This window comes from Methanothermobacter sp. EMTCatA1 (assembly GCF_002356395.1).
Lineage (GTDB): Archaea > Methanobacteriota > Methanobacteria > Methanobacteriales > Methanothermobacteraceae > Methanothermobacter > Methanothermobacter thermautotrophicus.
Genome location: NZ_AP018336.1, coordinates 1,357,040 through 1,382,285, shown reverse-complemented (window position 1 = coordinate 1,382,285; position 25,246 = coordinate 1,357,040). Strand labels below are relative to the sequence as shown.

Below are 25,246 nucleotides of genomic sequence, written 5' to 3'. Positions count from 1 at the left end.
TTTGTTGCACTGATTCTATCACGTTTTTTACAGGTGATCTCTTTGAAGCACTGGATTGAAAGGATAGCTGATGAACTGAAGGAGAGAGATGTTGACGAGCACGTTGTTGCCAGCGGAACATCCATATCAGGCTCAATACACATAGGTAATTCCTGCGACGTTTTCATAGCAAGCTCCATAGCCAAATCCCTCAAAAAGGACGGGTTCAAATCAAGGACCGTCTGGATAGCCGACGACCACGACCCCCTCAGAAAGGTGCCATACCCCCTCCCTGAAAGCTACGAGAAGTACCTTGGAGTGCCCTACTCCATGATACCCTGCCCTGAGGGCTGCTGTGAGAGCTTCGTCGAACACTTCCAGAGGCCCTTCCTGGAGGCCCTTGAACGGTTCAGGATAGGCGTCGAACACTACTCCGGGGCCCGTATGTACACCGAGGGCCTCTACAATGACTACATAAGAACATCCCTTGAAAGGGCCCCTGAGATAAGGGAGATATTCAACAGGTTCAGGGACAGGCCCCTGCGGGATGACTGGCTACCCTACAACCCGATCTGTGAGAAGTGTGGCCGGGTGAACACGACGGAGGCCTATGACTTTAGTGGGGATACCGTCAGGTACCGGTGCGAATGCGGCTTCGATGGGGAGATGGATATAAAATCGGGGCTCGGTAAACTCACCTGGAGAGTTGAGTGGGCTGCCAGGTGGAAGATCCTCGGCGTCACCTGTGAACCCTTCGGTAAGGACCATGCAGCAAGTGGCGGTTCCTATGACGTCAGCAGCATCATATCCGAGGAGATATTTGACTATCCTGCACCCTACCCGGTTCCCTACGAGTGGATAACCCTCCGGGGTGAGGCCATGTCCAAGTCAAGGGGTGTCTTCTTCACACCGGGCCAGTGGCTTGAGATAGGACCCCCTGAGAGCCTCAACTACTTCATATTCAGGAGCAAACCCATGAAGCACAAGGATTTCAACCCGGACATGCCCTTCCTTGACCTGATGGACCAGTTCGACCGGACAGAGAGGATCTACTATGGGATGGAGGATGCTGCATCAGAGAAGGAAGAGCAGAAGCTCAGGAACATCTACAGGGTTTCAATGATAGAGGAATTCGATCTACCCCTCAGGCCCTCCTACCGCTTCATGACGGTTGCCTGCCAGATCGCGGGTGATGACCCTGAAAGGCTCTATGATATCCTCAGGAGAAACTCACAGCTTCCAGAGGAGTTAATGGATCTTGAACTGGATCATCTCACAGATAAACAGCTCGAACAGCTGAATGAGCGTATAGAGAACGTTAAAAACTGGTTGAGACTCTATGCTCCTGAATTCGTCAAGTTCCAGGTTCAGGAGGAGCTCCCGGATGTTGAATTATCAGAGCCGCAGCTGAAATTCCTTCAGGACGTTGCGGACCTCATGGAGTCCCGGGAGATGACCGCCGAGGAACTCCACGACGAGATGTACAGCATACTCCGAAGGCATGGACTTAAACCCCAGAAGGCATTCCAGGCAATATACAGGGTCCTCATAGGTAAGAAGATGGGGCCAAGGGCGGCTTCATTCCTCCTCTCACTTGAGAGGGACTTCGTGATAAGGAGGCTAAGACTGGAGGCCTGAAATGAAGGTCAGGATTGTTGAAAGGGATGTGATGGACCCTCTGGCAGATACATGCATGGATGAGATGCCTGTCAACCGGGTGGGTGATGTTAAGACAGTTTCACTCCTCGACAACACCAAACCCGGGGCCAGAACCATACTTGAGGCTGTTGAGTCCTCCCTTGAAGGTTTAAGGTTCCTCTGGTCTGAGAAACCTGCCGGTGCGCCTGCATCAGAGGACCAGATAAACAGGGCCGGGGAGGGGGACCTCTGCATACTCGCCCTGGGTGACTGCGGCTCCTGCACAACCTGGGTGATCCTTGACGCGATTCGTCTGGAGGGTATGGGGGTTCCAACAATCTCCATCTGTTCAGACACTTTCAGGGAATATGCAGAGAAACTTGCAGCCGCCCATGGGATGCCGGGCCTCCGGATAGTTGAGATAGAACATCCCGTGGCTGGACTGGAAACTGAGGAGATTCTCAGGAAGGCCAGGAAGATTATGCCCGCCATAGTGGACCATCTGAGGTGATAGTTTGGTTAAAATTGACAAATCCTGCGGATGCCTCATAGATGACCTTCTGGATGATAACAGGCTCTGCGGTTCATCAGAGGAGGATATGAAGGTCATGGTAGACCCCGACCCTGAGAGGGTCAGCCTTGAGTTCTATGAGAAGAGGATGACCGATGGTCTCCCCATCATACCCCCCACAAGGGGACGTGTGGAGAAATTCTACAGGTACACAGCCAGAAAACCCGGGGATGTCATAGCGGCGTTACCCCCCAGGATGGGGATTGCGACTGTGGAGAAGGTGGCTGTTAATGCTGTCATGGCTGGCTGCATACCCCAGATGATGCCGCTCCTTGAATCATGCATTGAGGGTATCGGAAGGGATGAATTCAACCTTGCAGGTATAAACGCCACAACCCATCCTGTATCAGTCGCGGTGGTGGTCAACGGACCAGTGGTCAGGGATCTGAACTTCAATTCCGGGGCAGGGTGCCTTGGACCTGGAAACCTTCCAGGTGCAAGCCTTGGGCGTGCACTGAGGCTCTGCCTCATGAACATAGCCGGGGCTGTGCCCGGTGTGGGGGACCATGCCACCATGGGTTCCCCTGCAAAGTACACCTACTGCCTTGCAGAGAATGAGGATGAGAGCCCCTGGGAACCTTTACATGTTGAGAGGGGTCTATCATGGGGGGATAGTGCGGTGACCCTCCTGGGGGTTGAGGCTCCCCATAACGTGAATGACCACCGTAGCCAGAGGCCCGAGGACCTCCTTGACACCATAATCCATACAGCTTCCACCGCCGGCTGTAACAACAGCCACGTCCCTGGGGAGCTCCTTGTGATTATGAGCCCGGAACATGCAGAGACCCTTGCATCCCATGGATGGACACGGGATGATGTTAAAAACTATATCCATGAGGGGGCCGTTGTACCTGCAGAGATGGCTGACCGTGGGGGGAGGAAGCTGGATGAGGGTCTCATTGTGGATGGCATGGTCCATATAACCAGGAGCCCCGCTGATGTTGTTCTCGTTGTGGCAGGCGGTGCAGGAAGGCACACCATGATAGCACATGGATTCGGTGGCTCATCAGAGTCCCAGACCGTTCCTGTGAGGTTCCCTGAAGATTGAATCCTCCCAGTGGTTCTCCAGGTTCTCTTCTATTTTTCATTCTGTCACGGCTGGCTACCTTCTAATATTGAAAATTGAGGCACTGGTTTGTTCTCTGTCATTCAACTGAGAAATTAGCTATCGGCATACCGGCAAAAATAAAAGAGATTCAGTTAGTGGCTGAAACCATATTAAAGTCAGAGGTCTATTCTTCGTCTATCAAGAAGTTCCTGCTGTTTACCCCTGTTCCAGCCACCGCTTGAGGACTTGGCACGGCCCACCTGCTGTACGTAACCTGTGATCCTCTCATACCACTCAACCTCATCCCTCTCGCCGCAGCGTGCACAGGAATCCTGCAGGCCCCTCATGAGGGTCTTGCACCTCAGGCAGAAGCTCAGGGCATTGCTGTACGCCCAGAATCCTATGTCACTCCTCCTGCAGATCCTCCTGGTGAGGCCCTCAAGGGCTGCTGGGTCAGGTTTCGCCTCACCCAGCCATGCATTGAATATGTGCCCGCCGGGTGTCAGCGGGTGGTACTTCTCCTCGATCCTTATCTTCTCAACAAGGTCCACCTCTGCATTCACGGGTGTGTGGCTGGAGTTGGTGTAGTAGTATGCCCCCTCGGTGCCCTGGAGCACAGCCTCCTCAGGGTAATGCTCATGGTCCAGCATTGCGAATCTGTGGGCTGTGGACTCTGCAGGTGTCTGGAGGACACTCCACCGCCATCCTGTCTCCTTTTTGAGTTCAGCTGCACGTTCATTTATGTGCTCTATGACCCTCAGGCCGAACCTGTTGGCTTCAGGGCTCTGTATACCTGCCCCGAGGTGGTACTCGAGCATCTCATTGAGTCCCGTGAATCCGAAGCTCATTGTCGCATTCTCTATACGGTAGTACCTCTCACCGTCTATCTCCTGGGAGAGGAATGGGAGCAGGTGGTAGTCGTCCAGGCATCTCTGAGCCTGGCTCCTCCTTATCCTGAGCACCTCAACCGCCATGTCAATGTACTCATCAAGGTACTCGAATAGTTCATCATCATCCCGTGACTGGTAGGCTATCCTGGGGAGGTTGAGGGTTATGTAGGCAAGGTTTCCTGTCCTGAGGCAGTCCTTCTCCCAGTCACCTGTCCAGTTATCTGCAAGGCTCGTACGGCAGCCCATGTAGTTTGCCATCTTGCCCCTGTAATCCGCCAGCATGTTTATGAAGTAGGCTGTCCCGTACTTGGATGCCAGTTCATGGACCAGGCTCAGTTCCTCATCGAATTCCCCCCTGAAGGTCTCCCTCCGGAGGGAGTATATGGTGTTGGGGAAGAGGTGGGGCTTCCCATCGGCATCACCCTCCAGGAGGACCTCAGTGAAGGCCCTTGTGAGCAGCCTTGCCTCCTCAGCGAAGTCACCGTATACACCAGCATACTCCCCGCGGGGCCCATAGGCTGGTTCGTCCTCAAGGAACTCAGGGACCCCGAACTCCAGGTTTATGCTTGTGAATGGTACCTGACTTCCCCTTGCAGCGTAGGCCATGTTGAGGTTGAATATGAACATCTGGACCGCCTGTTTGATCTTCTCATAGGGCAGCCCTGAGGCGAAGGGTGCCACGAAGACGTTCCAGAGGCTCATGGCCTGGCCGCCGGACATGTTCTGCTGGGATGCAAGCATTATCTCCCCTGCATGGTTCATTAGGGTCTCCAGGTGCTTTGGTGGTCCTGCAACTGATGTGTGATCCCCTGTACCATCAACCCGGAGCCCGTGCCTTATGAATAGCCGGAGATCGTGCTGCAGGCAGTTAAGTGGCCGTGCAGCGAAGAATTCGAGGTCATGGATGTGTATGTCGCCTGACATGTGGGCGTCTGCGAGCCTGGAGGGGAGTATGTGGAGCAGTGAGTACTGTTTGAGGGCCTCATCAGCCACGTACTTGTGGACGGTTTCAGGGTTATGGATCATGTTGGCGTTGTCCCTGGAGCCGTTCTCTATGAGGTTTGTGATGTTGTAGACCGGGATCCCGAGACGTGTGTACCTCTTCCTGAGGGTCTCAAGGCCGTGCTCTATGAGCTTTGTGTTAACAACCTCCCTTATCATGGGGGCTGTGAGGTATTCCACGTTCAGTTTCTTGAGCTCCCTCCAGACCTCGGTGGCGATTTCCCTTGCAACATCCTCTGAGGCGCCAGTCTCCCTTATGAGGTTGTCCTCTATCTTCTTCTGGTCAAAGGTCTCTATCTTATCCCTTGATGTCCTCACCCTGAGCCTGTTGGCTGCAAGGTAACGATCTGCCAGTTCCTCATCCACCTTCCTGAGGGAGTCGTAGACCAGGATCTTTATCTCCTTGGTGGTTATTCCATTGTAGACAGACCTTGCAACCTCTGAGGCCACATTCTCGGAGGTCCATAAACTGGCCCCCAGGTTCAGGAGGGATTTTACAAGCTTTTCATGGCTGAATTTTTCCCTTACACCATTATTTTTCAGTACACATGTTTCTGCCTTTGTTGGCATTGCAGCCAGAAGACGTGAATCATCAATCACAGGATCACCACATAACTCCTTATAAAATCTAATGTCTAAGTAATTTTATGTCCAGCATCCATATTAAATGTGACCCCTTGAAAAGCATCGGCTGCCTGGTAACACCTTTATAAGGGTTTAAATGTATGTTATATATTATTCATTTAATAAGGCATTCATATTGGGGACTGTTCGTATGGGGGAAATTAAGGGTCTCTGCATCACCCGGTCTGTTTTTGGCAGAAAGAAAAATTAATTGGGAATAAAACCTCTATTCGAGCCTTATCTGAACTGCACCTATCCTTGGTGCCAGTACATTGTAGAAGAGGGCTGTGACTGCATATGCTATGAATGCCCAGATGAATGCGCCGACTGTTAAAGCCACAAGTATGAGGATACCTGCAGTGTACTCTCCTGCAATGGCTAAAATGATCAGTGCTATTAGCCCCACTATTAAACCAAGGACCGCGGCGATTGACCCGGTTATGAGTCCAAGTGGTATGGCCTCTATCCCATCTATACTCACAAGGCCCTCACCGAACTCGCTGAGTTTCAGTTTTATGGGTGTTATCCGGGGTGCCAGGAAGTTGTAGAGGAGGAGGCCTATGGCAATTATCACGAAGGATGCTATGAATGTCATTACCGGTGTTAACACGATGTTTATGACAGTCCCGAGTGCCGTTGCAGATCCAACCGCAGCCATGCTTGATACAGCAGATGGTTCAACTGTCTTTGCAATGTTAGCCACGGTGTTGAAGAATATCCACTGGAGAGGGGCTGCTAAAAGCTGGTATATGAAGTTCAGAAGCGCTGCCACCGCGGAGAGTATCAGTGATGTGCTCACGATGTCAAAGGACTCCACCTTCTCCATAGCTATCAGAGCAAGCTTGATGCCTCCAAGGCGTGGTGTCAGTCCATTGTAAATGTATGCCCACAGAAAAGATTCCACGATGCTGAGCAGAAATACACCCACCGGCAGGACCACCAGTCCAACGACGGATATGCCAGTAATTATCCCCCCAAGAGACCTTACTTCAGCTGGAAGGGCAGATGAAATTGCCCCAGCGAATATAAGGATCAGGAGAGCGAATATGAATGCCCATATCGCCCCTATGGAGGAGTTCATTATTGTGTAGGGAACAACCCTCACAGACTTTATTTCTTTTAAATCCATCTTATCACCATATTAATTTATGGTGGCAGGACATATAAAAATTTATGAGAAGATTTTTTGAGGTATTAAGAAGAATATGTGTCTTCCAGACCGATCAGAGCCATTTTTCTGATTCCTCAAGGACCCTCTCAACCATCCTCCTGGCTGATCCGATGTAGGTCTCAGGGTTCATTATCTCCTCAAGGTCCTCCACTGTAAGGTAATCCATGATCTCGGATCTCTCAAGGACCACATCCCTGAGGCTTCTTCCTGTCCTGCTGGCCTCAATGGCACACTGGCGTACAGCTGCATATGCTGTCTGCCGACCCATGCCCCTCCTTGTTAGCTCAGCCATGAGCCTCTCCGCCATTATCAGGCCTCCTGTGAATTCAAGGTTCCTCTTAATATTCTCAGGGTAGAAGACGAGGTTGCAGAGGACATCCAGTGTCAGTTTAAGTATGTAGTCCGTGAGGATGCATGCCTCAGGAAGGATTATGCGTTCGGATGATGAATTTGTGAGGTCCCTCTCATGCCATAATGGGTTGTTCTCCAGGGCCGCGACAACATAGGACCTTATAACACGCGCAATACCACATATCCTCTCTGCAGTTATTGGGTTCATCTTATGAGGCATGGTACTGCTGCCCACCTGTTTCTCAGGGTCAAATTTCTCTCCAACCTCCATTATCTCTGTCCTCTGAAGGTTCCTGATCTCGAGGGCTATCTTATCAAGGGTTGTGGCTATGTTGGCAAGGACCATTATGAACTCTGCATGGTTATCCCTCTGGACGACCTGGTTGGATATCAGGACCGGTCTGAGTCCCAGTATCTCTGAGACCCTCTCATGGACCTCCAGGCCCTCCTCCCCCAGGGCCGCTGTGGTCCCGACGGCCCCTGTCATCATCCCGACACAGAGCCTTTCACTGCACGCATCAAGGCGCTCCAGCTGCCGGTGGATCTCATCTGCCCAGATGGCGAATTTCATGCCATAGGTGGTTGGGAGGGCGTGCTGTCCATGGGTCCTTCCGATGCAGACCCTGTCCCTGTTTTCATCCGCCAGATCAAGGAGAACCTCAAGTACCCTGGTGAGTTTATCCCTGAGAACCGAGATTGAGTCCCTGAGAAGCAGAGAATTGGATGTGTCAACAATGTCATTGGATGTTGCACCGAAGTGCACATATTCCCCTGCGTCACCCTCACACTGCTCTGCAAGGGCCTTTACAAGGGATGCTATATCATGCTTTGTGTCCCTCTCAATCTCATTAACCCTTTCAAGGGTTACAAATTCTGTGCTGGCCTTCCTGACTATCTCAGAGGCCGCTTCAGCAGGTATAATTCCAAGTTCGCCCTCTGCCTGTGCAAGGGCCGCCTCAACGTCGAGCATCTTCTGGAGCTTATTTTCAGCCTCCCAGATAACCCTCATTTCGGGTGTCCCGTACCTGAATTCAACTGGATGAATGGCCATCTTAACACTCCTTGATCATCCCGAAAATCTGAGTACAAGGCAGAACACTGCCAGTATTATGCTCATCACAACTACCTGTTCCGGTGTGAGTTTCGGTCCCTTTGTCTCCTCTTCAAAGTACCTTACAAGACCTGCACCGCTGGGTGGAAGTGTCTTCTTATCCTTCTTTGCCATGAAAAATCACCATAAGTTTGATGTATAAAACTTATTATATCTCTGCAGATACCATATAATATAAGTTTCACTAGCTGAAACTGAAGGACATCCACAGATTATTGAAAGACAATTCAATGGAGTTCAGGTTTACGTGTGATGTATCATGATGGACTACTTCAATGAGCTTGAAAGGGAGACAGAACGCCTCTATGAGATCGCAAGAAAGGCGAGGTCCAGGGGGCTTGATGTAAGCACCACCCCTGAGATACCGCTTGCCAAGGATCTTGCTGAACGTGTTGAGGGGCTTGTTGGTCCCGAGGGAATAGCCAGGAGAATAAAGGAACTTGAAGCTGACAGGGGACGTGAGGAGGTTGCATTCCAGATCGCGGCTGAGATAGCCTCCCAGGCTGTTCCCGACGATGACCCCGAGGAGAGGGAAAAACTGGCAGATCAGGCCCTGAGGACCGCCCTTGCAATACTCACTGAGGGCGTGGTTGCAGCGCCCCTTGAGGGTATAGCCAAAGTCAGGATAAAGGAAAACTTCGACAAATCCAGGTACCTGGCAGTGTACTTCGCAGGGCCCATCAGGAGCGCAGGGGGTACAGCCGCCGCCCTCTCAGTCCTCATAGCAGATTACATACGCCTGGCTGTGGGTCTGGACAGGTACAAACCAGTAGAGAGGGAGATTGAAAGGTACGTTGAGGAGGTTGAACTCTATGAATCAGAGGTCACGAACCTCCAGTACTCACCGAAGCCCGATGAGGTGCGCCTTGCAGCCAGCAAAATCCCTGTTGAGGTGACAGGGGAACCCACGGATAAGGTGGAGGTGTCCCACAGGGACCTTGAAAGGGTTGAAACAAACAACATCCGTGGGGGCGCCCTCCTGGCCATGGTTGAGGGGGTTATACAGAAGGCACCCAAGGTCCTCAAGTATGCCAAGCAGCTGAAACTTGAGGGCTGGGACTGGCTTGAAAAGTTCTCAAAGGCACCCAAGAAGGGTGAAGGAGAGGAAAAGGTTGTTGTGAAGGCAGACAGCAAATACGTTGAGGATATAATAGGTGGAAGACCCGTCCTTGCCTACCCCTCAGAGAAGGGTGCCTTCCGTTTGAGGTACGGGAGGGCCCGTAACACCGGCCTTGCAGCCATGGGGGTGCACCCTGCCACAATGGAGCTCCTCCAGTTTCTGGCCGTCGGGACCCAGATGAAAATCGAAAGGCCAGGTAAGGGTAACTGTGTGGTCCCGGTCGACACAATAGATGGACCCGTGGTCAAACTCAGGAACGGTGACGTTATACGGATTGAGGATGCTGAAACCGCGTCCCGGGTCAGGTCAGAGGTTGAGGAGATACTCTTCCTCGGTGATATGCTGGTGGCCTTCGGTGAATTTTTAAGGAACAACCACGTCCTGATGCCGGCGGGCTGGTGCGAGGAGTGGTGGATGCAGACCATCCTCTCATCCCCTAAATATCCCGGGGACGACCCCCTCAACCTATCATACTACAGGACCCGCTGGAATGAACTGGAGGTGAGTGCCGGGGATGCCTTCAGGATTTCAGAGGAATACGATGTACCCCTGCATCCACGCTACACCTACTTCTATCATGATGTGACCGTCAGGGAACTCAACATGCTCAGGGAGTGGCTTAACACCTCACAGCTGGAGGATGAACTAGTTCTTGAGCTCAGACCAGAGAAGAGGATACTGGAGATCCTTGGGGTCCCTCACAGGGTGAAGGATTCCAGGGTAGTTATAGGGTATGATGACGCCCATGCACTTATAAAGACCCTCAGGAAGCCCCTTGAGGATTCATCTGATACTGTGGAGGCACTGAACAGGGTCTCCCCGGTCAGAATAATGAAGAAGGCCCCCACCTACATCGGCACACGTGTCGGGCGGCCTGAAAAGACCAAGGAGAGAAAGATGAGACCAGCCCCCCATGTCCTCTTCCCCATCGGAAAGTATGGGGGTAGCCGGCGTAACATACCCGACGCTGCAAAGAAGGGTTCCATTACCGTTGAAATAGGACGTGCCACCTGTCCATCATGCAGGGTCAGCTCCATGCAGTCCATCTGCCCGAGCTGCGGCTCAAGGACCGTGATAGGAGAGCCAGGTAAGAGAAATATCAACCTGGCGGCCCTTCTGAAAAGGGCGGCTGAAAATGTTTCTGTGCGTAAGTTAGATGAAATAAAGGGGGTTGAGGGTATGATATCCAGCGAAAAATTCCCTGAACCCCTCGAAAAGGGTATACTGAGGGCCAAAAATGATGTTTACACCTTCAAGGATGCCACGATACGCCATGATTCCACAGACCTCCCCCTGACACACTTCACGCCCCGTGAGGTGGGTGTGAGTGTTGAAAGGCTCAGGGAGCTTGGCTACACCAGGGACTGCTATGGAGATGAACTTGAGGATGAGGACCAGATACTTGAACTGAGGGTCCAGGATGTTGTCATCTCCGAGGACTGTGCAGACTACCTGTTGAGGGTTGCAAACTTCGTCGATGACCTCCTCGAGAGGTTCTATGACCTTGAAAGGTTCTACAATGTTAAAACAAGGGAGGACCTTGTGGGTCACCTGATAGCCGGCCTAGCACCCCACACCTCTGCAGCTGTCCTTGGAAGAATCATAGGATTTACAGGTGCATCTGCATGCTACGCCCACCCCTACTTCCATTCAGCCAAGAGGAGGAACTGCGACAGTGATGAGGACTCGGTGATGCTCCTACTGGACGCCCTCCTCAACTTTTCAAAGTCCTATCTACCCAGTTCAAGGGGTGGCAGCATGGACGCCCCCCTTGTTTTATCCACCAGGATAGATCCAGAGGAAATCGATGATGAATCCCACAACATAGACGCCATGGACATGATACCCCTGGAGGTCTATGAAAGGAGTTTTGACCACCCGAGGCCATCGGAAGTGCTTGATGTTATAGACAACGTTGAGAAGCGCCTCGGGAAGCCTGAACAGTACACTGGCCTCATGTTCTCTCATAACACTTCCCGGATAGATGAGGGCCCGAAGGTGTGCCTCTACAAGCTGCTACCGACCATGAAGGAGAAGGTGGAATCACAGATAACCCTTGCAGAGAAGATAAGGGCCGTTGATCAGCGGAGTGTTGTTGAGGGAGTCCTCATGTCACACTTCCTCCCTGACATGATGGGTAACATAAGGGCCTTCTCACGCCAGAAGGTCCGGTGCACAAAGTGCAACCGGAAGTACCGTCGCATACCCCTCAGCGGGGAGTGCAGATGCGGGGGTAACCTTGTGCTCACCGTCTCCAAGGGTTCCGTCATAAAGTACCTTGAGATATCAAAGGAACTCGCATCAAGGTACCCCATAGATCCTTACCTGATGCAGCGCATCGAGATACTGGAGTACGGTGTCAACTCCCTCTTTGAAAGTGACCGCTCAAAACAGAGCTCACTCGACGTATTCCTCTAACGATTTACGCTCCAGCTCCTGAGATTAACCTTCTCCCTGCCTCTCCCTCAACCTTCTTGCAGGTGGGGTGTATCCCCTGAGGGTGAGTGAGAGGGATACCACTGTCACTGAACTGAGGGCCATTGCCAGACCCGCGTATTCTGGTCTGAATACGATTCCCAGGGGGTAAAGGGCTCCGGCAGCCAGTGGAATCAGCACAACGTTGTAGGCGAAGGCCCAGAAGATGTTCTGCCGGATCCTTGATATGACCTTCCCTGCCAGCTGGAGGGCCGCTGGAACATCAAGGGGGTCATCTCCCATGAGGACCACCTCACCGGCCTCCCTGGCTATGTCTGTTCCGCTACCAACCGCCACTCCGAGGTCGGCCTCTGCAAGTGCGGGGGCATCGTTTATACCGTCCCCGACAAAGGCGACTCCTTCACCCCTCTCTCGAAGCTCGGCCACCCTTGTTGCCTTATCCTGTGGGAGGACCTCTGCAATCACGGTCCCTATCCCCACCTCACGGGCCACAGCCTCCGCGGTTTTCCTGTTGTCCCCGGTTATCATTGCAGTGCCTATTCCCATCCTCTCCAGTTCCCTGACAGCCCGCGCTGAACCAGGCTTTATCTCATCTGAGACCGCTATGATCCCCTTCACCTCGCCATCCACTGCGACTATGACCACCGTCTTCCCATCTGATTCAAATTTTTCAGGGTCCCAGTGCTCCAGGGGGATGCCGTATTTCTCCATGAGGGCCCGGTTACCTGCAAGTACATGGTGTGAGTCCACCCTTCCCTCAAGTCCCATGCCGGGTATGGCCCGGAAGTCCTCGGCCTCCGGGACGTCAACCCCCTCCTCCTCGGCCCTCTCAGTTACTGCAGCTGCAATGGGGTGCCTGGATTTTCTCTCAAGAGCCGCTGCCAGGCCCAGCACATCACCAACCATGTCTGTGACCCTGGGCCTTCCCAGTGTCAGTGTGCCTGTTTTATCGAAGATCACGCACGATATCCTGTCGGATACCTCAAGGGCCTCACCCTTCTTTATGAGTATTCCAAGTTCAGCGCCCCTGCCTATACCCGCTGTGACAGCGGTTGGTGTTGCAAGGCCCAGTGCGCATGGACAGGCCACCACAAGTACGGATATGAGAACCGTGATGGACAGGAGTAACCCTGCACCCTCAACAAGGTACCAGAAGAGGAAGGCTGATGCTGCAACAAGCAGAACTGCGGGTATGAAATAGGATACTGCCCGGTCAGCAATCCTCTGTATGGGAGGCTTTGATGCCTGGGCCTCGTCAACGAGTTTTATTATACCTGAAAGGAAGGTTTCATCACCGGTGCGTTCAACCCTGAACCTCAGGATGCCGTCAGTGTTTATTGTACCTGCAACGACCTCTGATCCGGGTGTTTTAAGGGCCGGGAGGGGCTCACCTGTTATCATGGACTCATCCACATAGGAGGATCCCTCCACAACCTTTCCATCGGCGGGTACCCTGTCCCCTGGTCTCACAATTACCTCATCACCCACATCTATCTCGTGGATCCTCACCTCAACCTCCCTGCCGTCCCTGAGGACCGTGGCGGTGTCTGGCTGGAGTTCCATGAGCCTCCTCACAGCCTCTGACGTTTTACCCCGGGCACCTGCCTCCAGGTACCTTCCAAGGGTGAGGAAGGATGCCAGCATAAGTGCGGTGTCATAGAACATGAAATCGGATGGTAGAATCCCTGCGGTGCCCAGGATGCTTGACAGGAAGGCCACTCCTATACCCATTGAGTACATTACATCCATGTCAAGTGTCCCGGATCTCAGTGATCTGAGGGCCCCCCTGAATATCGGTCCTGAGACATAGATGAATGGTATGATTGACACCAGCAGCATGGATATACCCCCGCCGGGGGGCTGTAGACCGAGGTACATCATCGCCATCAGGGGGACTGACACTCCGAAACCCACTATTATTCTTCTAATTTTTGGTTTCAGGTCCTCACTGATCTCTTCACCCTCCAGACCGCTCACGGTGTACCCTAGATCCTCCACCGTCCTTTTGAGGTCCTCCACAGAGGTCAGGGATGGGTTATAGGAGATGTAGGCCTTTTCAGCTGCGAGGTTGACTGTGGCATTGCTTACGCCCTCAAGTCCCCTCAGGGCGGATTCTATTTTCTGTACACACATCGCACAGCTCATGCCACCCACAGCCATGGCTATGTTCTCATTGAGTACAGTGTAGCCGGCTTCCTCAATGGCGCCCTCCATATCGGAGAGATCAACCCTCCGGGGGTCATACTCAACTGAAACCTTTCCCTCAACCAGGTTGACCGCAGCATCGCGGATTCCATCCAGTTTTCTGAGGGCCTCCTCGATCTTCAGTGCGCATGCAGCGCACCCCATCCCGCCTATCCTTATCGTTATTCTTTTCATTTACATTCCACCAGATCCATGATTCAACCTGAACTTCAGCCAATCAAGAGACCAGCTCATCCCTGTAGATTATGCCATCCCTCACAACCAGGAGCACGTTCCCGGGCCTGGAGAGTTCGTCTATCTCCTCCACCGGATTCACCTCAGTTACAACAATATCTGCAATTTTACCCTTTTCTATTGAACCTATCCTGTCCTCCCACCCCATGCATTCGGCTGCATGTATGGTTCCAGCCCTTATGGCTTCCAGTGGTTCCATGCCGGTCTCTGTAAGGTAGGATAGTTCAAGCAGGTTCATTCCATGCTCAACAACACCTGAATCTGTGCCCATAACCATCCGCACGCCCTCATTGTAGGCCATCTCCATGTTCTCCCTGTGGACTTCTGCCACCTCAATGGCGTCCCTGCGGCTGTATTCCGCCAGTTCTCCCCTCAGGGCCTTATCGTTGTTGAGGCGGGTTACCAGGAATGTTGGTACCAGGTAGACGCCCCTTTCAGCCATCAACCTGGCGGTCCTTTTATCCAGGTATGTTCCATGTTCAACTGAATGAACACCCGCCTTTATGGAATTCTTTATCCCCTGGAGACCATGGGCATGGACCATAACATTTTTACCCCTGAATGATGCCTCCTCAACTATGGCTGCAAGTTCTGACGGTGTGAACTGGGTGTCCGATGGTCTGTCCGTGCTGCTCATGACTCCACCAGTCGCCATTACCTTAACAACATCCGCCCCTGCCCTCAGGACCTCCCTCGTCCTCTTCCTCACAGATGGGATCCCATCACAGATACCGGAGGGTAGCCCCCTGTATCTCCTTTCAATGTTGAGTCCGGATCTTGTGTGAAAGTCGAAGTGGCCTCCTGTGATTGATAGGGGCGTGACGCTTATCTGCATCCTGGGCGCCTGGATGATGTGGCTGTCGGAGGCCATCTTAACACCGAGGTCTGCAAGGCCAGCGTCCCTTACCGTTGTAACACCTGCCTGGAGGGTTGCCCTCATGTTCTCAAGGGCCCTGTAGAAGTAGAGTGAGAGTGGATCCTCAAGTTTGCTCTCTGTCCTGAACCCATCTTCCATTAGATGGGTGTGCAGGTCAATGAAGCCGGGGAGAATGAACTTATCAGAGGCATCAATAACCTCAACACCTGTGACACTACTCTCAATGGCGGTTATCCTCCCCCTATCAACAAGCACGTACCTCCTTTCATGCTCCCCTGAATGGATGTCCAGAACTTCACCCTTCACTGCAAATCTCATGGAAAAACCCCTGAAAATACCCTTATGGTCACCTTCAATTCTGTAAGGAAAATATATATACAACGGAACCTATATAGATTTAGGGGCTGATCTACATGTTTTCTGAATCATTTTTACTGGATGAATCCGGTCAGTCATCCTCAGAATACATACTCCTCTTCGGAGCCATGGTGGTCATTGCAATACTCGCACTGATAATCTACAGGTCCTACTTCCAGAGGAGCAGACTAAACTCTGCCCAGGACACCGGGGAGGTACGCTGCAGTACCGATAGTGGAAGTGCCTCTGAGAACCCCCCGACAAATAACACCTCCGGCCCTGGCCCGGAGCCAGAACCGATACCCCCATCGTTCCCGTGAGCAGCTTGAACTGCTGGCCCCATCCAGGAACATGAAAACCTATATTCTAGATTTTCTCAGTACTATCTGCTGTAACTCATCCATCGTTACCGAGAACATAAAAACCTATATTCTAGATTTTCCCTCATAGTCGGAGATGAGTGCAGCTACCATGACCGCGCCGGCCATGTTCATTGAGAGGTCCCTCATTGTGTCTGAGTACAGGGCAGCAGATGGCTCATAGTAGATTAAAAACCCTGTGATTTCATATAAGAGACAGAAGAGGACTGCAGCCGATACCGTGAACATGAACCTCTCCCACTGGCTCAGTTTTTTGAGTGCGCCATGGAGGAGTGTTGAAAGATAAATTGCCACCACAAGACCCGCAGTAAAGTGCTCGGCCATGTTCACTGCAAGGGGCCCTGAGGCAGCCAGTAGCTTCAGTGCAAATTCAGCGGGGGGATACATTATGACTGTTAAGATGAAGATCCTCCTTTTATGGCCATCAAGGAATCCCTCCGGTTTATAGACGATTATTATGGCGGAAAAGATCAGTCCCGCCAGGAGCTTAAAGTTCATGTCAGGATGGGAAAGGAGGAACACCGTTAACCAGACGATCAGAAAAACCGGTACCCATTTATCATCAAAAAATGAGAGCTTATAATCATTAAAATCATCAATAACCATGAAATGCAACTCCTTAGCACCCAAAAACCGTTCGAATTATCCCATGAATGAATCTCTGGTCCAGCAAGTTCTTACTTTTATCTGGGGCATCATTACCAATCCGACCATAACATTATATATCCATCATAAATTATTATTCATGGTGATCGATGATGGAAATTGAAGTTAACTGGAAGGCAGTTGTTTCTGGTATCATCCTTACAGTCATCCTTGGACCCCTCCTCAGATTACTGATCCCCTCATTGATGGGCGTGCTTTCAATTCTCCTGGCCTCTGTGGCCTGCGGTTACATCGCAGATAAGGATTATCTCAACGGTGCGGTGAATGGGGTTATCATGGGGGCCGCCGTTGGCATCATAAACATCCTCATGGTCTACATCAAAACTGGTATCATGAATATGCCGATCCTCTCAATACTTATATACGCCCTTGCAGGTGATATGAGCCTTGGATTCCTTGGTGGGAGCGCCGGCAGCATACTGGGGTCCTTCAGGGACTAGAACCTTATTTTTCCCTCCTCAGCATCCACCTCAACCTCCATTGAATCCTCCAGAAGACCGAGGAGGTCCTCCGAGGGTCTGTCCACCATGGGTATGCCGGCCATTATGGCCCCGGTTGCGATTATTGGCTCCGCGTTCAGGCATATTATGGCGGCCGGAGCTGTTTCGTTCTTTGCCATCTGAAATATGACATAGGACCCCACCGTGGAGCCCTTACCGCCGGGTATGAGGAGAACCTTCCCCTTCATGCTCCTGCCATGGAGGGGGTGTTTCTGGTCAATAACCCTCCCCGTGCCGGGATCAACTCCTCCGAGAAAGCTCAATGGTTCAGTTGATACCAGAACTGGACCTCTTCCCTTTCCACGTGATATAACTCTGCAGTCAACTTCCACCGGATCATCTCCATACCTTTAATCATTCAGTAAGTGGTCACGGATATTCAGTAAAATCCATGGACCCACCTGCATGTCTGAAGACCTAGACAACATCCTTTTTCATGATCTCCCTTAAAACAGAGGTTGCATAGCACCCCCTGGGTATTGAGAATTCAACTGTAAGGCCCTCCTGGCTCTCATGGGCATCCACGTCCCATATCCTGAAGCGTATCGCCCTCCTCATGCCATGGCTTCCCAGTTTGGGGACCTTTATTGAGTTGAAGTCCTCAAGGGACACTCCCTCATCCTCAAGTATCCTCCTCTCAATCTCACCGGGCCTTCCACTGGCAAGGGGGACCTTGCTGCCATATAATGGTGCTGTCGGATGGGCCTCGAAGTTGAGGATCAGCTCCTCCAGTTCATCTTGATCAGCGTCATGTATTATGTGCTGGTCATTATCAATGACTATATCGCCGGGGATGTGGGTGTTTATGCCGAGGGCCACCCTCTCACTTACTGCCCGGTTGAAGAGGTATGACTGGTAGGCGTGGACGAACATCCTCTTCAGGGGCTTCGGAAGTGCATGGATGGCCCTCACGTATGATTCGTCTGAGAACTCACCCCTACGTAGATCCCTGAGCATCGGTCTCAGCATCATCCTCTCATACCTCATTGATGATGGCATGAGCTCATATGCCTCCTCAAGGTCGCCCCTGTCATAGGCCCTCCTGGCCTCTGAAACAATCTCTGATTCCCCCTCAAGGGGGTTACCTATGTAGCTGTCAACCGCGCCCTTTACATCGCCATGGACAAGTGCCCGTCCAACAAGGTGCGTGTTTGCCCTTGGACTCCCAAAGCGCTGCCAGCCATAGTAATTCGGGACACCCTTAGCCTCAAGTTCCTGGAGGGTGGCCTTGGCTGTCTCCAGGGGTTCATCGATTTCGGTGTCCCTTATCCGGATCCTGAAACGGTTGCCCAGCAGCTGACCCATCCGGAGTTTCTTCTCATTTGCTGTGACCCTGAGGAATTTAACGTTTCTTATCCTTTCCTCTATGGCCTTAACCTCTGAGGGTGCTGTGTTGCTCACACATATCCACTGTCTGGTGACGGCCCTCTTATCCTTCATGCCAGCGAATCCCATCCTTCTCCTGTCAAGGTGGAGTTCCCTTGCAATGTCGAGGAGGACGTCTAGGGTTGTCCTGCCCTCCTTCTCTATCCATATCCATGTGTTGGGGCCGCTGCCACTGGGCTCTGTGAGGGGGATCTCCTCCACCTCAAAGTCCCTGTTATGCACCCTTATTCTTCCACCGGTCCCCTCTGTTGATGTGACATAGGTTTCTGCATTCAGCATCGTTTTACTCCAGAATTTATGTACTCAGTCGATAATGTTTCTGCATTCAGCACCATTTTAATTATATAATTCGCTATCCACTGAAGGAAGGCCCAGTTCCCTGAAACTATCCGTCCATGATGATGTCTGCCCTACATCCCAACCTTAGCTGGACTATCTCCTATCCACTATACGCTTGGGCCTGCCCTTAACCTTATAAAATTCGAGTTCGCCTGGCCCTACGAAGTTGAATATTATCTCAAATGTTCCCTCAAGGTAGGCATCATGCAGGTCCCTCTTATATTTGAAGAAGGCCCCTATAAAGTTCTCCTGGATTATCTCCTTGGCGCAGTTTCCTGGATCCTCACATTCAAGGGAGACCCTCATGGTCACTGTGCCCTCATCCTCGTCCCCGTAGAGGAAGGCCTCATATTCTCCTGTGAGGTAATCCATGTTCTCCCTCTGGAAAACCGCTGCCTCAACGTCAACACGGTTGAATGGATGACCGGAGATCCAGAAGGTCTCTGCCTCCCTTTCAGGGTTCATTATCCTCATGTGGGTCCTTCCACACCTGCACGTGTCCCTTGATATGACCACGGTTGTGTCCTCGGTGTCATAGTTGAGCAGGAGTGTGCCGGTCCTCTCACCAACGGGTAGCAGGGTTGTCAGGACTATCCTGCCGCATTCCCCATCATCAACGAAGTCCCTGAGGTTGGGGTCATAGACATCCAGGTGTACGAGGTCCTCGGGGACGTGGAGTCCCTCCTTGATGTGGCATTCCCCACACATGGTCCCCTCGGTGCTCCCATAGGTGTTGTAGACATCAACTCCCCACAGTTCCTCGACGTATGCCCTTGATTCCGGCGCAAAGCTTTCACCACCGACCACCAGCCTCTTTATGCTTGACTCCCTGGGATCAATTCCCTGCTCCTTCATTCGCCTTGCGAGCCTCAGCAGTTTGAATACGTTTGCAACTATCCCTGTTGGCTGGTAGTTCTCCATTATCCTCACAGGAAATGTGCATTTGCCCTCAGGTATTATTGTCATTCCTATCTTCTGTGCTGCCAGTGTCATCGTGTTGGCCCCGACATTCATGCCGTAGGATGCGCATACGACGACCCGGTCACCTGTTTCAAATCCCTGGGATACAAAGGACCTCGCATACTTCTCTGCGTACCTCTGCCAGTCCCCCCATGTGAGGAAGAAGGACTTTGGTCTTCCGCTGGTGCCGCTGGTCTCATGGATGGTGTAGATCTCCTCCCAGGGGGCGCATTTAAATTCAAATCTGTCCTTTTCAGGTGGCTGGTTTTTCCTTACTGTTTCACCGCTTATTATAGGGAGCTCCCTGAGGTCCTCATGACTCTTTATATCTGAGGGCCTGATATTGTTCTTCCTGAACCATTTGCTGTAGAATGGAGAGTTTTCATATGCATAGTTAACTGTGTACCTTATCCTCTCCTCTACAAGGGCGTCCAATTCGCCACGTTCCATGGTCTCTATTTCAGGATTGAAGTAGGTCCCCATAACAACCACCATCTCCAGACATTAGTTTGTCGTCCATGAAATAAAGATTTGCTGATGATCTCCATCCCGACATGATCAGAGCAAGAATGAGAAGAGATTTGCTGACGGTCCGCTTCAGGTTCCGCTTCCAGCGCTGATTCCAGATCAGACGGTACACTGGGACGGACGCAGTTACTTGATGGTTTCGCCCTTTAAATAGAATCAGTGGATTTTAATGTGAAGGTGAGTGCCCTGACCGGGACTTGAACCCGGGTAATAGGATCCGCAGTCCTACGTGATATCCGCTACACTATCAGGGCAAAATGAGAGTGAAGGGTAGTTTATACCATCCTATATTAATAATTTTCCATGCAGGTATTTAAGTCTTGCATCAGGGTTTCCATAGATAGAGTCTGAAGGTGACGTTTCCCCGCGACCTCACAGCCACGTCTATGTCTTCTGCATCCTCCATTGAACCACGGGATGCAACGGTAACCTCACCGGTCCCCCTGTCAGCTGTGAGATTGTAGTCCATCCCCTCAAGGGTCCTGTTGAGGAAATCCGATGCCATGGTTGGGTCAGGAGACTCTGCAAGGCCATCCAGTATGCTTTCACCTGATGGATAGGACGCCATGGCATCAAGGACATCCCCTGCTTTCGGAGATTCAGGGGTGACCAGCGGGGGGTCCGTGTTGATGACGGATGCCGTTACTATGAAGACCACTGTGAGTGCAAGAACCGCGTCGGTTGTGGATATGTAGCCCCCATCATCCATGATATCCCTTCAAGAAGGCTGTACTCTCTTAGATCTACTCCCTGGAGATCATCCGGACCACCATGTCCTTCTTCTCTATGGCACGCCTTGCAGCATCCTCAACCTTCCTCTTCATCTCCTCAAAGTCCTGGGGTGTTTTATCACCCACCATCTTCTTTATCTGGGTGTATGCTGCCTCACGGAAGAGTGGCCTGAGTTCCTCCTCTGAACCGTCCCTCAGGAGAACCGGGACCCCTGAGTCAGTTACCCTTCCTATTTCTGCAACATCAACGCCTGCACCCCTTATGGTGTCCATAACATCAGGGGCCACGTCCTCGGGGGCTATTATCATGAGCGAATCTATGGAGACGCCGAGGGGGTCAATTTCAAGGTCCTGCAGCATCGCCAGGACACTGGGGTTTATCATGGACATGACCGCATCGGCATCGAATTCCAGTCCAACCCCGGCTGTTGAGGATATCTCATGTGCATCTCCCCTCAGACCGCCATTTGTAACGTCTGTCATTGCATGGACATCGCCCAGGAGCCCTGAATCCATTATGGCCTCGGAGGCCCTTATGAAATTCACGTCAAGAGTCTCCCATACAACATCGAAGAGTCCATGGTATATGGCGGTTGTGGTTATTGTCCCGCCTCCTGACCCCTCTGTTAGGAGTATGACGTCTCCGGGCTCTGCACGCTTCCTGGCTGTTGGTGGTGTCTCTGAAAAGCCTATGGCCCCGACTGCGCTGACAAGCCTGTCACCAAGGACCATGTCACCCCCGACCCTCAGGGTGCTCCCGGCGACCACCGGGACGTCAACGAGTTCTGATACTGCTGCAACCCCTGCAGTGAAGTCAAATAGTTTACCGACGTCACCATCATCTGCAAGGTGGAGGTCGCTTATGAGGGCCACGGGCCTTGAACCCATCACACACACATCCCTCAGGGCTGCCCTGGTGACATGGAAGCCCCCGAGGAAGGGGTATTCGCTTAGGCGTGAGTGTATCCCATCCACTGCGGTTGTTATGTATACGTCCCCACTTCCTGTTTCAGTCCTTACGACGCCACCATCATCCTGTGCCTCAGGATTTATGAATGAACGTGTCCCTGTGCTTGAAACGATATCTGCGATCTTCCTGTGGACAAAAAAGTCGCCCTCACCCCGGGACCCGACCCCCATCTCACCCATTCCAACCCCTGCAGGGGGGTATGATATTATGGTCCTGAGGCCGTCGTCCAGTCCGCCGGTTTTAAGGGTATTCTTAACCTCATAGATAACCGCGTCCGCCATCCGGATGGATGTTTCCCTGTCTGTATCCTTGAATTCCAGTATAAGGTCAGCCAGTGCGTTCCTGAGTGACTCCTCATCCATGGAATCCATGTTTCGCCTTACAAATCCCTCTATATCCATTATCCAACCTCTCACTGATCTTTCATGCCCTGATTATCTCTACAAAGTTCCTTAGAACATCCAGTCCGGCTTCCCCGCTCTTTTCAGGGTGGAACTGGGTTGCATGGATGTTATCAGATTCGATGGCCGCTGTCATCTCAACCCCATAATCTGTCCTTGCAACGACCACATCGGTGGAGGGTTCAGCATAGTAGGAGTGGACGAAGTAGAAGTACTCATCCTCAGCACCCTCAAGGAGCTGTGAATCCTTCACAATTACCAGCTGGTTCCAGCCCATATGGGGCACCTTATTGCCAGGGGGTATCCTTATTACCCTTCCAGGTATAAGGTCAAGGCCCTGGACACCGGGAGATTCCTGGCTCTCTGAAAGAAGTACCTGAAGCCCTAGGCATATCCCCAGGAAGGGTTTCCCGTCCCTTATGTTCCCCAGAAGGGTTTCCCTCAGGTCCTCGAGTTTGGCCATCGCACTTCCGAAGGCACCGACACCCGGGAGTACGAGTGCGTCAGCGGCTGCAAGGATCTGTGGATCGGATGTCACACGGGCATCTGCCCCTATCCTCCTGAATGCATTGGCTATGCTCCTGAGGTTTCCGCTTCCATAGTCTATGATGGCTATCAAGACAGCTCACCTTGTATAGTAATCCTGGACCCTCACGGTGTCGTTGAGGTGTGGTGTTGACACCTCATGGAGTATGGTGTTCTCCATCGCCACTATGGAGTGCCTTTCTCCCGGCTCTATGCGGATGGTGTCGTTCTTGCTGAAGTACTCCTTCCGGTTATCGAATTCTATGTAACCTGAGCCTGAGATTATGTACATGGTCTCATCCTTCTCCTCATGGTAATGGAATGATGTGCGGTAGCCCTCCCTTATGAAGAGCTCCTTTGTGAGGTACTTCTCGGTGTTTATGAGGATCTTCTCATAGCCCCATGGCTTGTCCTCCCGGTTACGGTACTCCTTCCTTATCTCCTCAAGTTCTTTGGAGGTGTCGATGGCCATCCAGAAGAGACCATCCTCCCTGTAGTAGCCCAACTTGTTCTCCTTTGCCATGAGGGGGAAGAGTGTCTTTTCGATGTCGCCTGACTCAAAGTCGCCGAAGTCGAGGTTTCCCTTGGAGAAGTAGACCCCTGCGTTGATGTAATAGTCAAGGAGGGGTTTTTCCCTGAAGTTCACTATCTTATCACCGCTGGTTTCAACTATGCCGTAGGGTGACTGCATCCTGGTTATGAACATGGTTAGGGGGTAATCTGACATCTCACCCAGGTGTATCATCTTCTTTATATTGAGGTCAGCCACAACATCCCCATTCCTTATTATGCACTGTTTCTCTCCATCTATGGCCTCCATGCCAAGCCTTATTGCGTTAAGTGTTCCCAGTGGTTTCTCCTCCCTTACATACTCTATTCTGAGTCCCTTGTAGTTATCACCATACCTCTCCTCTATCTTTTCCCCGAGGAAGCCTGTGAGGAGGTAAGCCCTTTTTATGCCTGCATTTTTGAGGTCAAAGAGCTGCTTGTCAAGAATTGTGTAGCCATCCTTTATCTCAATGAGTGGTTTTGGTATTCTCTCGGTGAGGGGTCTCAGGCGTTTCCCGAATCCCCCGCAGAGTATCATTCCAACTGTTTCAGCCATCATATCACCTTTTCAATGTTTCTTCTAAGGGCATCTCCAAAATCAGATTCCACTATGCTGCTCTGTCCCAGTGTCCTTGCATGGGCATCCAGCTCGGCCACCACATGGGTGTAACCAAGTCCCCTCAGTGGCTCCACGAGTCTGGGTCCATCGGTAACTGCCACTGATTCAATATTCAGTTCCTCAACTGGAAGTGCATGGGGAACTCCGGATACCACTGCAAACTCTATTTTCTCATTCCTTAATATTTCTGCGGCCCTTGCACCGGTTATGGGGTACTCATCCAGGCCACCTGTTATGTGATCCACCCTGTTACCGCTCCTCTCTATCTCTGATAGTATGCTCTCTGCATGCCTCCGTATCCTTGGAAGACCAACATCCCTATCAAGATTCGCGATTATAATGGGGGGGTTATCAGGGTTCAGTGAACTGAAGGGCAGGGTCAGGATGTCAGCGAATAGATAGGATGTCTCCTTCTTGGCATTGAGGACAAATGCCACCCTTCTACCTTCCATTATGGCTTCAAGGACCCTCAGAGCCACCTCATCCTTATCATCACCGTAGGATGGGCGGATGTATTCCCCCTGAGCCATGCCCCTTGTCTTCTCAATTTCGGTTGCGAGTTTCAGCATCTTTATCTGGCGCTTTGCCTCCTCTTCCGGGATTATACCCTGCTCCGCAGCTGCCTCCAGGACTATTATGGCACCCTCGGTGTTATCACCCTCCCCGAAGCCGCCATGGGATTCCACGGCGAGGACCCTTGCAGGTATACTGGCCCTCTGGACAGCCTCCTTCAGGTCCTCGCCGATTATCATGCTGGCACAGGTGCCCACCACACCCACAAGCTGGGGGGAGAACATTTCATATGCCTTCCTGAGGGTCTCTGTGAGTTTGTCGGATGCCCCGAAGATGAAGTCCTGCTCTGACATCGCGGTTGTTAGAACACGGACTCCGTCAGTTTCAAGGAGTCTCCCTGTCCTGAAGCAGCAGCCGTGGGGGCCGTGGAGGATTATCACATCAGCGTCAAGGTCTCTGAGTGTGTAAAGTGATGCAGCTATTGGGCTGGGTCTTGGATGCAAATTCCTTCACCTCAAATGTCTGTAGTGATGCAAACATGGGCTCTCAGTCGTTCCCGGGATCC

The 25,246-nt window shown here is 51.9% G+C and carries 20 protein-coding genes, 1 tRNA gene and 1 pseudogene; 6 read left to right on the top strand and 16 right to left on the bottom strand.

The annotated features are described in order from the left end of the window. Positions 1-42 precede the first annotated feature (42 nt). From lysS to tca_RS07375, 3 genes are read left to right on the top strand one after another with little or no spacing between them, the layout of a single operon-like run. Positions 43-1,617 carry a lysine--tRNA ligase gene (gene lysS, locus tca_RS07385; RefSeq protein ID WP_269899274.1) on the top strand — a complete coding sequence of 525 codons (1,575 nt, stop codon included), beginning with the start codon at positions 43-45 and terminating at the stop codon, positions 1,615-1,617. A 1-nt stretch (position 1,618) separates the two neighbouring features. Next, positions 1,619-2,128 carry a UGSC family (seleno)protein gene (locus tag tca_RS07380; protein WP_269899273.1) on the top strand — a complete coding sequence of 170 codons (510 nt, stop codon included), beginning with the start codon at positions 1,619-1,621 and terminating at the stop codon, positions 2,126-2,128. 4 nt (positions 2,129-2,132) lie between these two features. After that, positions 2,133-3,236, top strand: a complete 1,104-nt coding sequence (locus tca_RS07375) for a hypothetical protein (RefSeq protein WP_286708769.1) — start codon at positions 2,133-2,135, stop codon at positions 3,234-3,236. Between the two features lie 176 nt (positions 3,237-3,412). On the opposite strand, the gene nrdD is transcribed toward tca_RS07375, so the two are convergent. The 4 genes from nrdD to tca_RS07355 all read right to left on the bottom strand — a co-directional run bounded on the left by nrdD (position 3,413) and on the right by tca_RS07355 (position 8,499). Then, complete coding sequence (gene nrdD / locus tca_RS07370) at positions 3,413-5,698, bottom strand: anaerobic ribonucleoside-triphosphate reductase (protein ID WP_286709245.1); 2,286 nt, start codon at positions 5,696-5,698, stop codon at positions 3,413-3,415. A 280-nt stretch (positions 5,699-5,978) separates the two neighbouring features. Continuing rightward, entirely contained in the window at positions 5,979-6,881 is a 903-nt protein-coding gene (locus tca_RS07365) for a hypothetical protein (protein ID WP_048176054.1), read from the bottom strand. A gap of 94 nt (positions 6,882-6,975) precedes the next feature. Further along, positions 6,976-8,325, bottom strand: coding sequence for an adenylosuccinate lyase (purB, locus tag tca_RS07360; protein ID WP_048176052.1), 1,350 nt, complete (start codon positions 8,323-8,325; stop codon positions 6,976-6,978). A 15-nt stretch (positions 8,326-8,340) separates the two neighbouring features. Further along, positions 8,341-8,499: a preprotein translocase subunit Sec61beta gene (locus tca_RS07355; RefSeq protein WP_013294958.1), complete on the bottom strand. Its 159-nt coding sequence runs from the start codon at positions 8,497-8,499 to the stop codon at positions 8,341-8,343. 148 nt (positions 8,500-8,647) lie between these two features. Between tca_RS07355 and polC the strand changes: the two genes are divergently transcribed. Further along, positions 8,648-11,923, top strand: coding sequence for a DNA polymerase II large subunit (polC, locus tag tca_RS07350; RefSeq protein ID WP_048176670.1), 3,276 nt, complete (start codon positions 8,648-8,650; stop codon positions 11,921-11,923). A 24-nt stretch (positions 11,924-11,947) separates the two neighbouring features. Here polC and tca_RS07345 read toward each other — a convergent pair whose 3' ends face one another. Both tca_RS07345 and tca_RS07340 read right to left on the bottom strand, forming a co-directional pair. Next, positions 11,948-14,320, bottom strand: coding sequence for a heavy metal translocating P-type ATPase (locus tag tca_RS07345; RefSeq protein WP_115892648.1), 2,373 nt, complete (start codon positions 14,318-14,320; stop codon positions 11,948-11,950). Between the two features lie 43 nt (positions 14,321-14,363). After that, on the bottom strand, positions 14,364-15,575 hold the full coding sequence (locus tag tca_RS07340; RefSeq protein ID WP_231855280.1) for an amidohydrolase family protein: 1,212 nt from the start codon (positions 15,573-15,575) through the stop codon (positions 14,364-14,366). 95 nt (positions 15,576-15,670) lie between these two features. On the opposite strand from tca_RS07340, the pseudogene tca_RS07335 reads away from it, so the two are divergent. Beyond that, positions 15,671-15,835: pseudogene (locus tca_RS07335) on the top strand (class III signal peptide-containing protein); the annotation flags it as partial. 204 nt (positions 15,836-16,039) lie between these two features. Here the strand turns inward: tca_RS07335 and tca_RS07330 are convergent. After that, positions 16,040-16,492 carry a hypothetical protein gene (locus tca_RS07330; RefSeq protein WP_147299769.1) on the bottom strand — a complete coding sequence of 151 codons (453 nt, stop codon included), beginning with the start codon at positions 16,490-16,492 and terminating at the stop codon, positions 16,040-16,042. A 260-nt stretch (positions 16,493-16,752) separates the two neighbouring features. Between tca_RS07330 and tca_RS07325 the strand changes: the two genes are divergently transcribed. Beyond that, positions 16,753-17,100: a DUF5518 domain-containing protein gene (locus tca_RS07325; protein ID WP_115892650.1), complete on the top strand. Its 348-nt coding sequence runs from the start codon at positions 16,753-16,755 to the stop codon at positions 17,098-17,100. On the opposite strand, the gene tca_RS07320 is transcribed toward tca_RS07325, so the two are convergent. From tca_RS07320 to cfbD, 9 genes are all read right to left on the bottom strand, one after another. Next, complete coding sequence (locus tag tca_RS07320) at positions 17,097-17,492, bottom strand: DUF126 domain-containing protein (RefSeq protein ID WP_048176049.1); 396 nt, start codon at positions 17,490-17,492, stop codon at positions 17,097-17,099. The genes tca_RS07325 and tca_RS07320 overlap by 4 nt on opposite strands. Positions 17,493-17,577: 85 nt before the next feature. After that, positions 17,578-18,825 carry a tRNA pseudouridine(13) synthase TruD gene (gene truD, locus tca_RS07315; RefSeq protein WP_048176048.1) on the bottom strand — a complete coding sequence of 416 codons (1,248 nt, stop codon included), beginning with the start codon at positions 18,823-18,825 and terminating at the stop codon, positions 17,578-17,580. A 153-nt stretch (positions 18,826-18,978) separates the two neighbouring features. Beyond that, positions 18,979-20,340 carry a coenzyme F390 synthetase gene (ftsA, locus tag tca_RS07310; protein ID WP_084126285.1) on the bottom strand — a complete coding sequence of 454 codons (1,362 nt, stop codon included), beginning with the start codon at positions 20,338-20,340 and terminating at the stop codon, positions 18,979-18,981. 215 nt (positions 20,341-20,555) lie between these two features. Beyond that, positions 20,556-20,627, bottom strand: a tRNA-Arg gene (locus tca_RS07305). A gap of 71 nt (positions 20,628-20,698) precedes the next feature. Continuing rightward, entirely contained in the window at positions 20,699-21,082 is a 384-nt protein-coding gene (locus tag tca_RS07300; protein WP_048176045.1) for a hypothetical protein, read from the bottom strand. Positions 21,083-21,116: 34 nt separating this feature from the next. Further along, positions 21,117-22,475: an AIR synthase-related protein gene (locus tca_RS07295; protein WP_048176043.1), complete on the bottom strand. Its 1,359-nt coding sequence runs from the start codon at positions 22,473-22,475 to the stop codon at positions 21,117-21,119. Between the two features lie 22 nt (positions 22,476-22,497). After that, a complete protein-coding gene (gene hisH, locus tca_RS07290) occupies positions 22,498-23,094 on the bottom strand; it encodes an imidazole glycerol phosphate synthase subunit HisH (protein ID WP_048176042.1) in 597 nt (198 codons plus the stop codon). A 6-nt stretch (positions 23,095-23,100) separates the two neighbouring features. Next, on the bottom strand, positions 23,101-24,105 hold the full coding sequence (locus tca_RS07285) for a sugar phosphate nucleotidyltransferase (RefSeq protein WP_048176040.1): 1,005 nt from the start codon (positions 24,103-24,105) through the stop codon (positions 23,101-23,103). Further along, positions 24,105-25,184 (bottom strand): Ni-sirohydrochlorin a,c-diamide reductive cyclase catalytic subunit, encoded by a 1,080-nt coding sequence (gene cfbD / locus tca_RS07280; RefSeq protein WP_269899270.1) that lies wholly within the window; start codon positions 25,182-25,184, stop codon positions 24,105-24,107. The genes tca_RS07285 and cfbD overlap by 1 nt, the downstream gene beginning before the upstream one ends. Positions 25,185-25,246 lie beyond the last annotated feature (62 nt).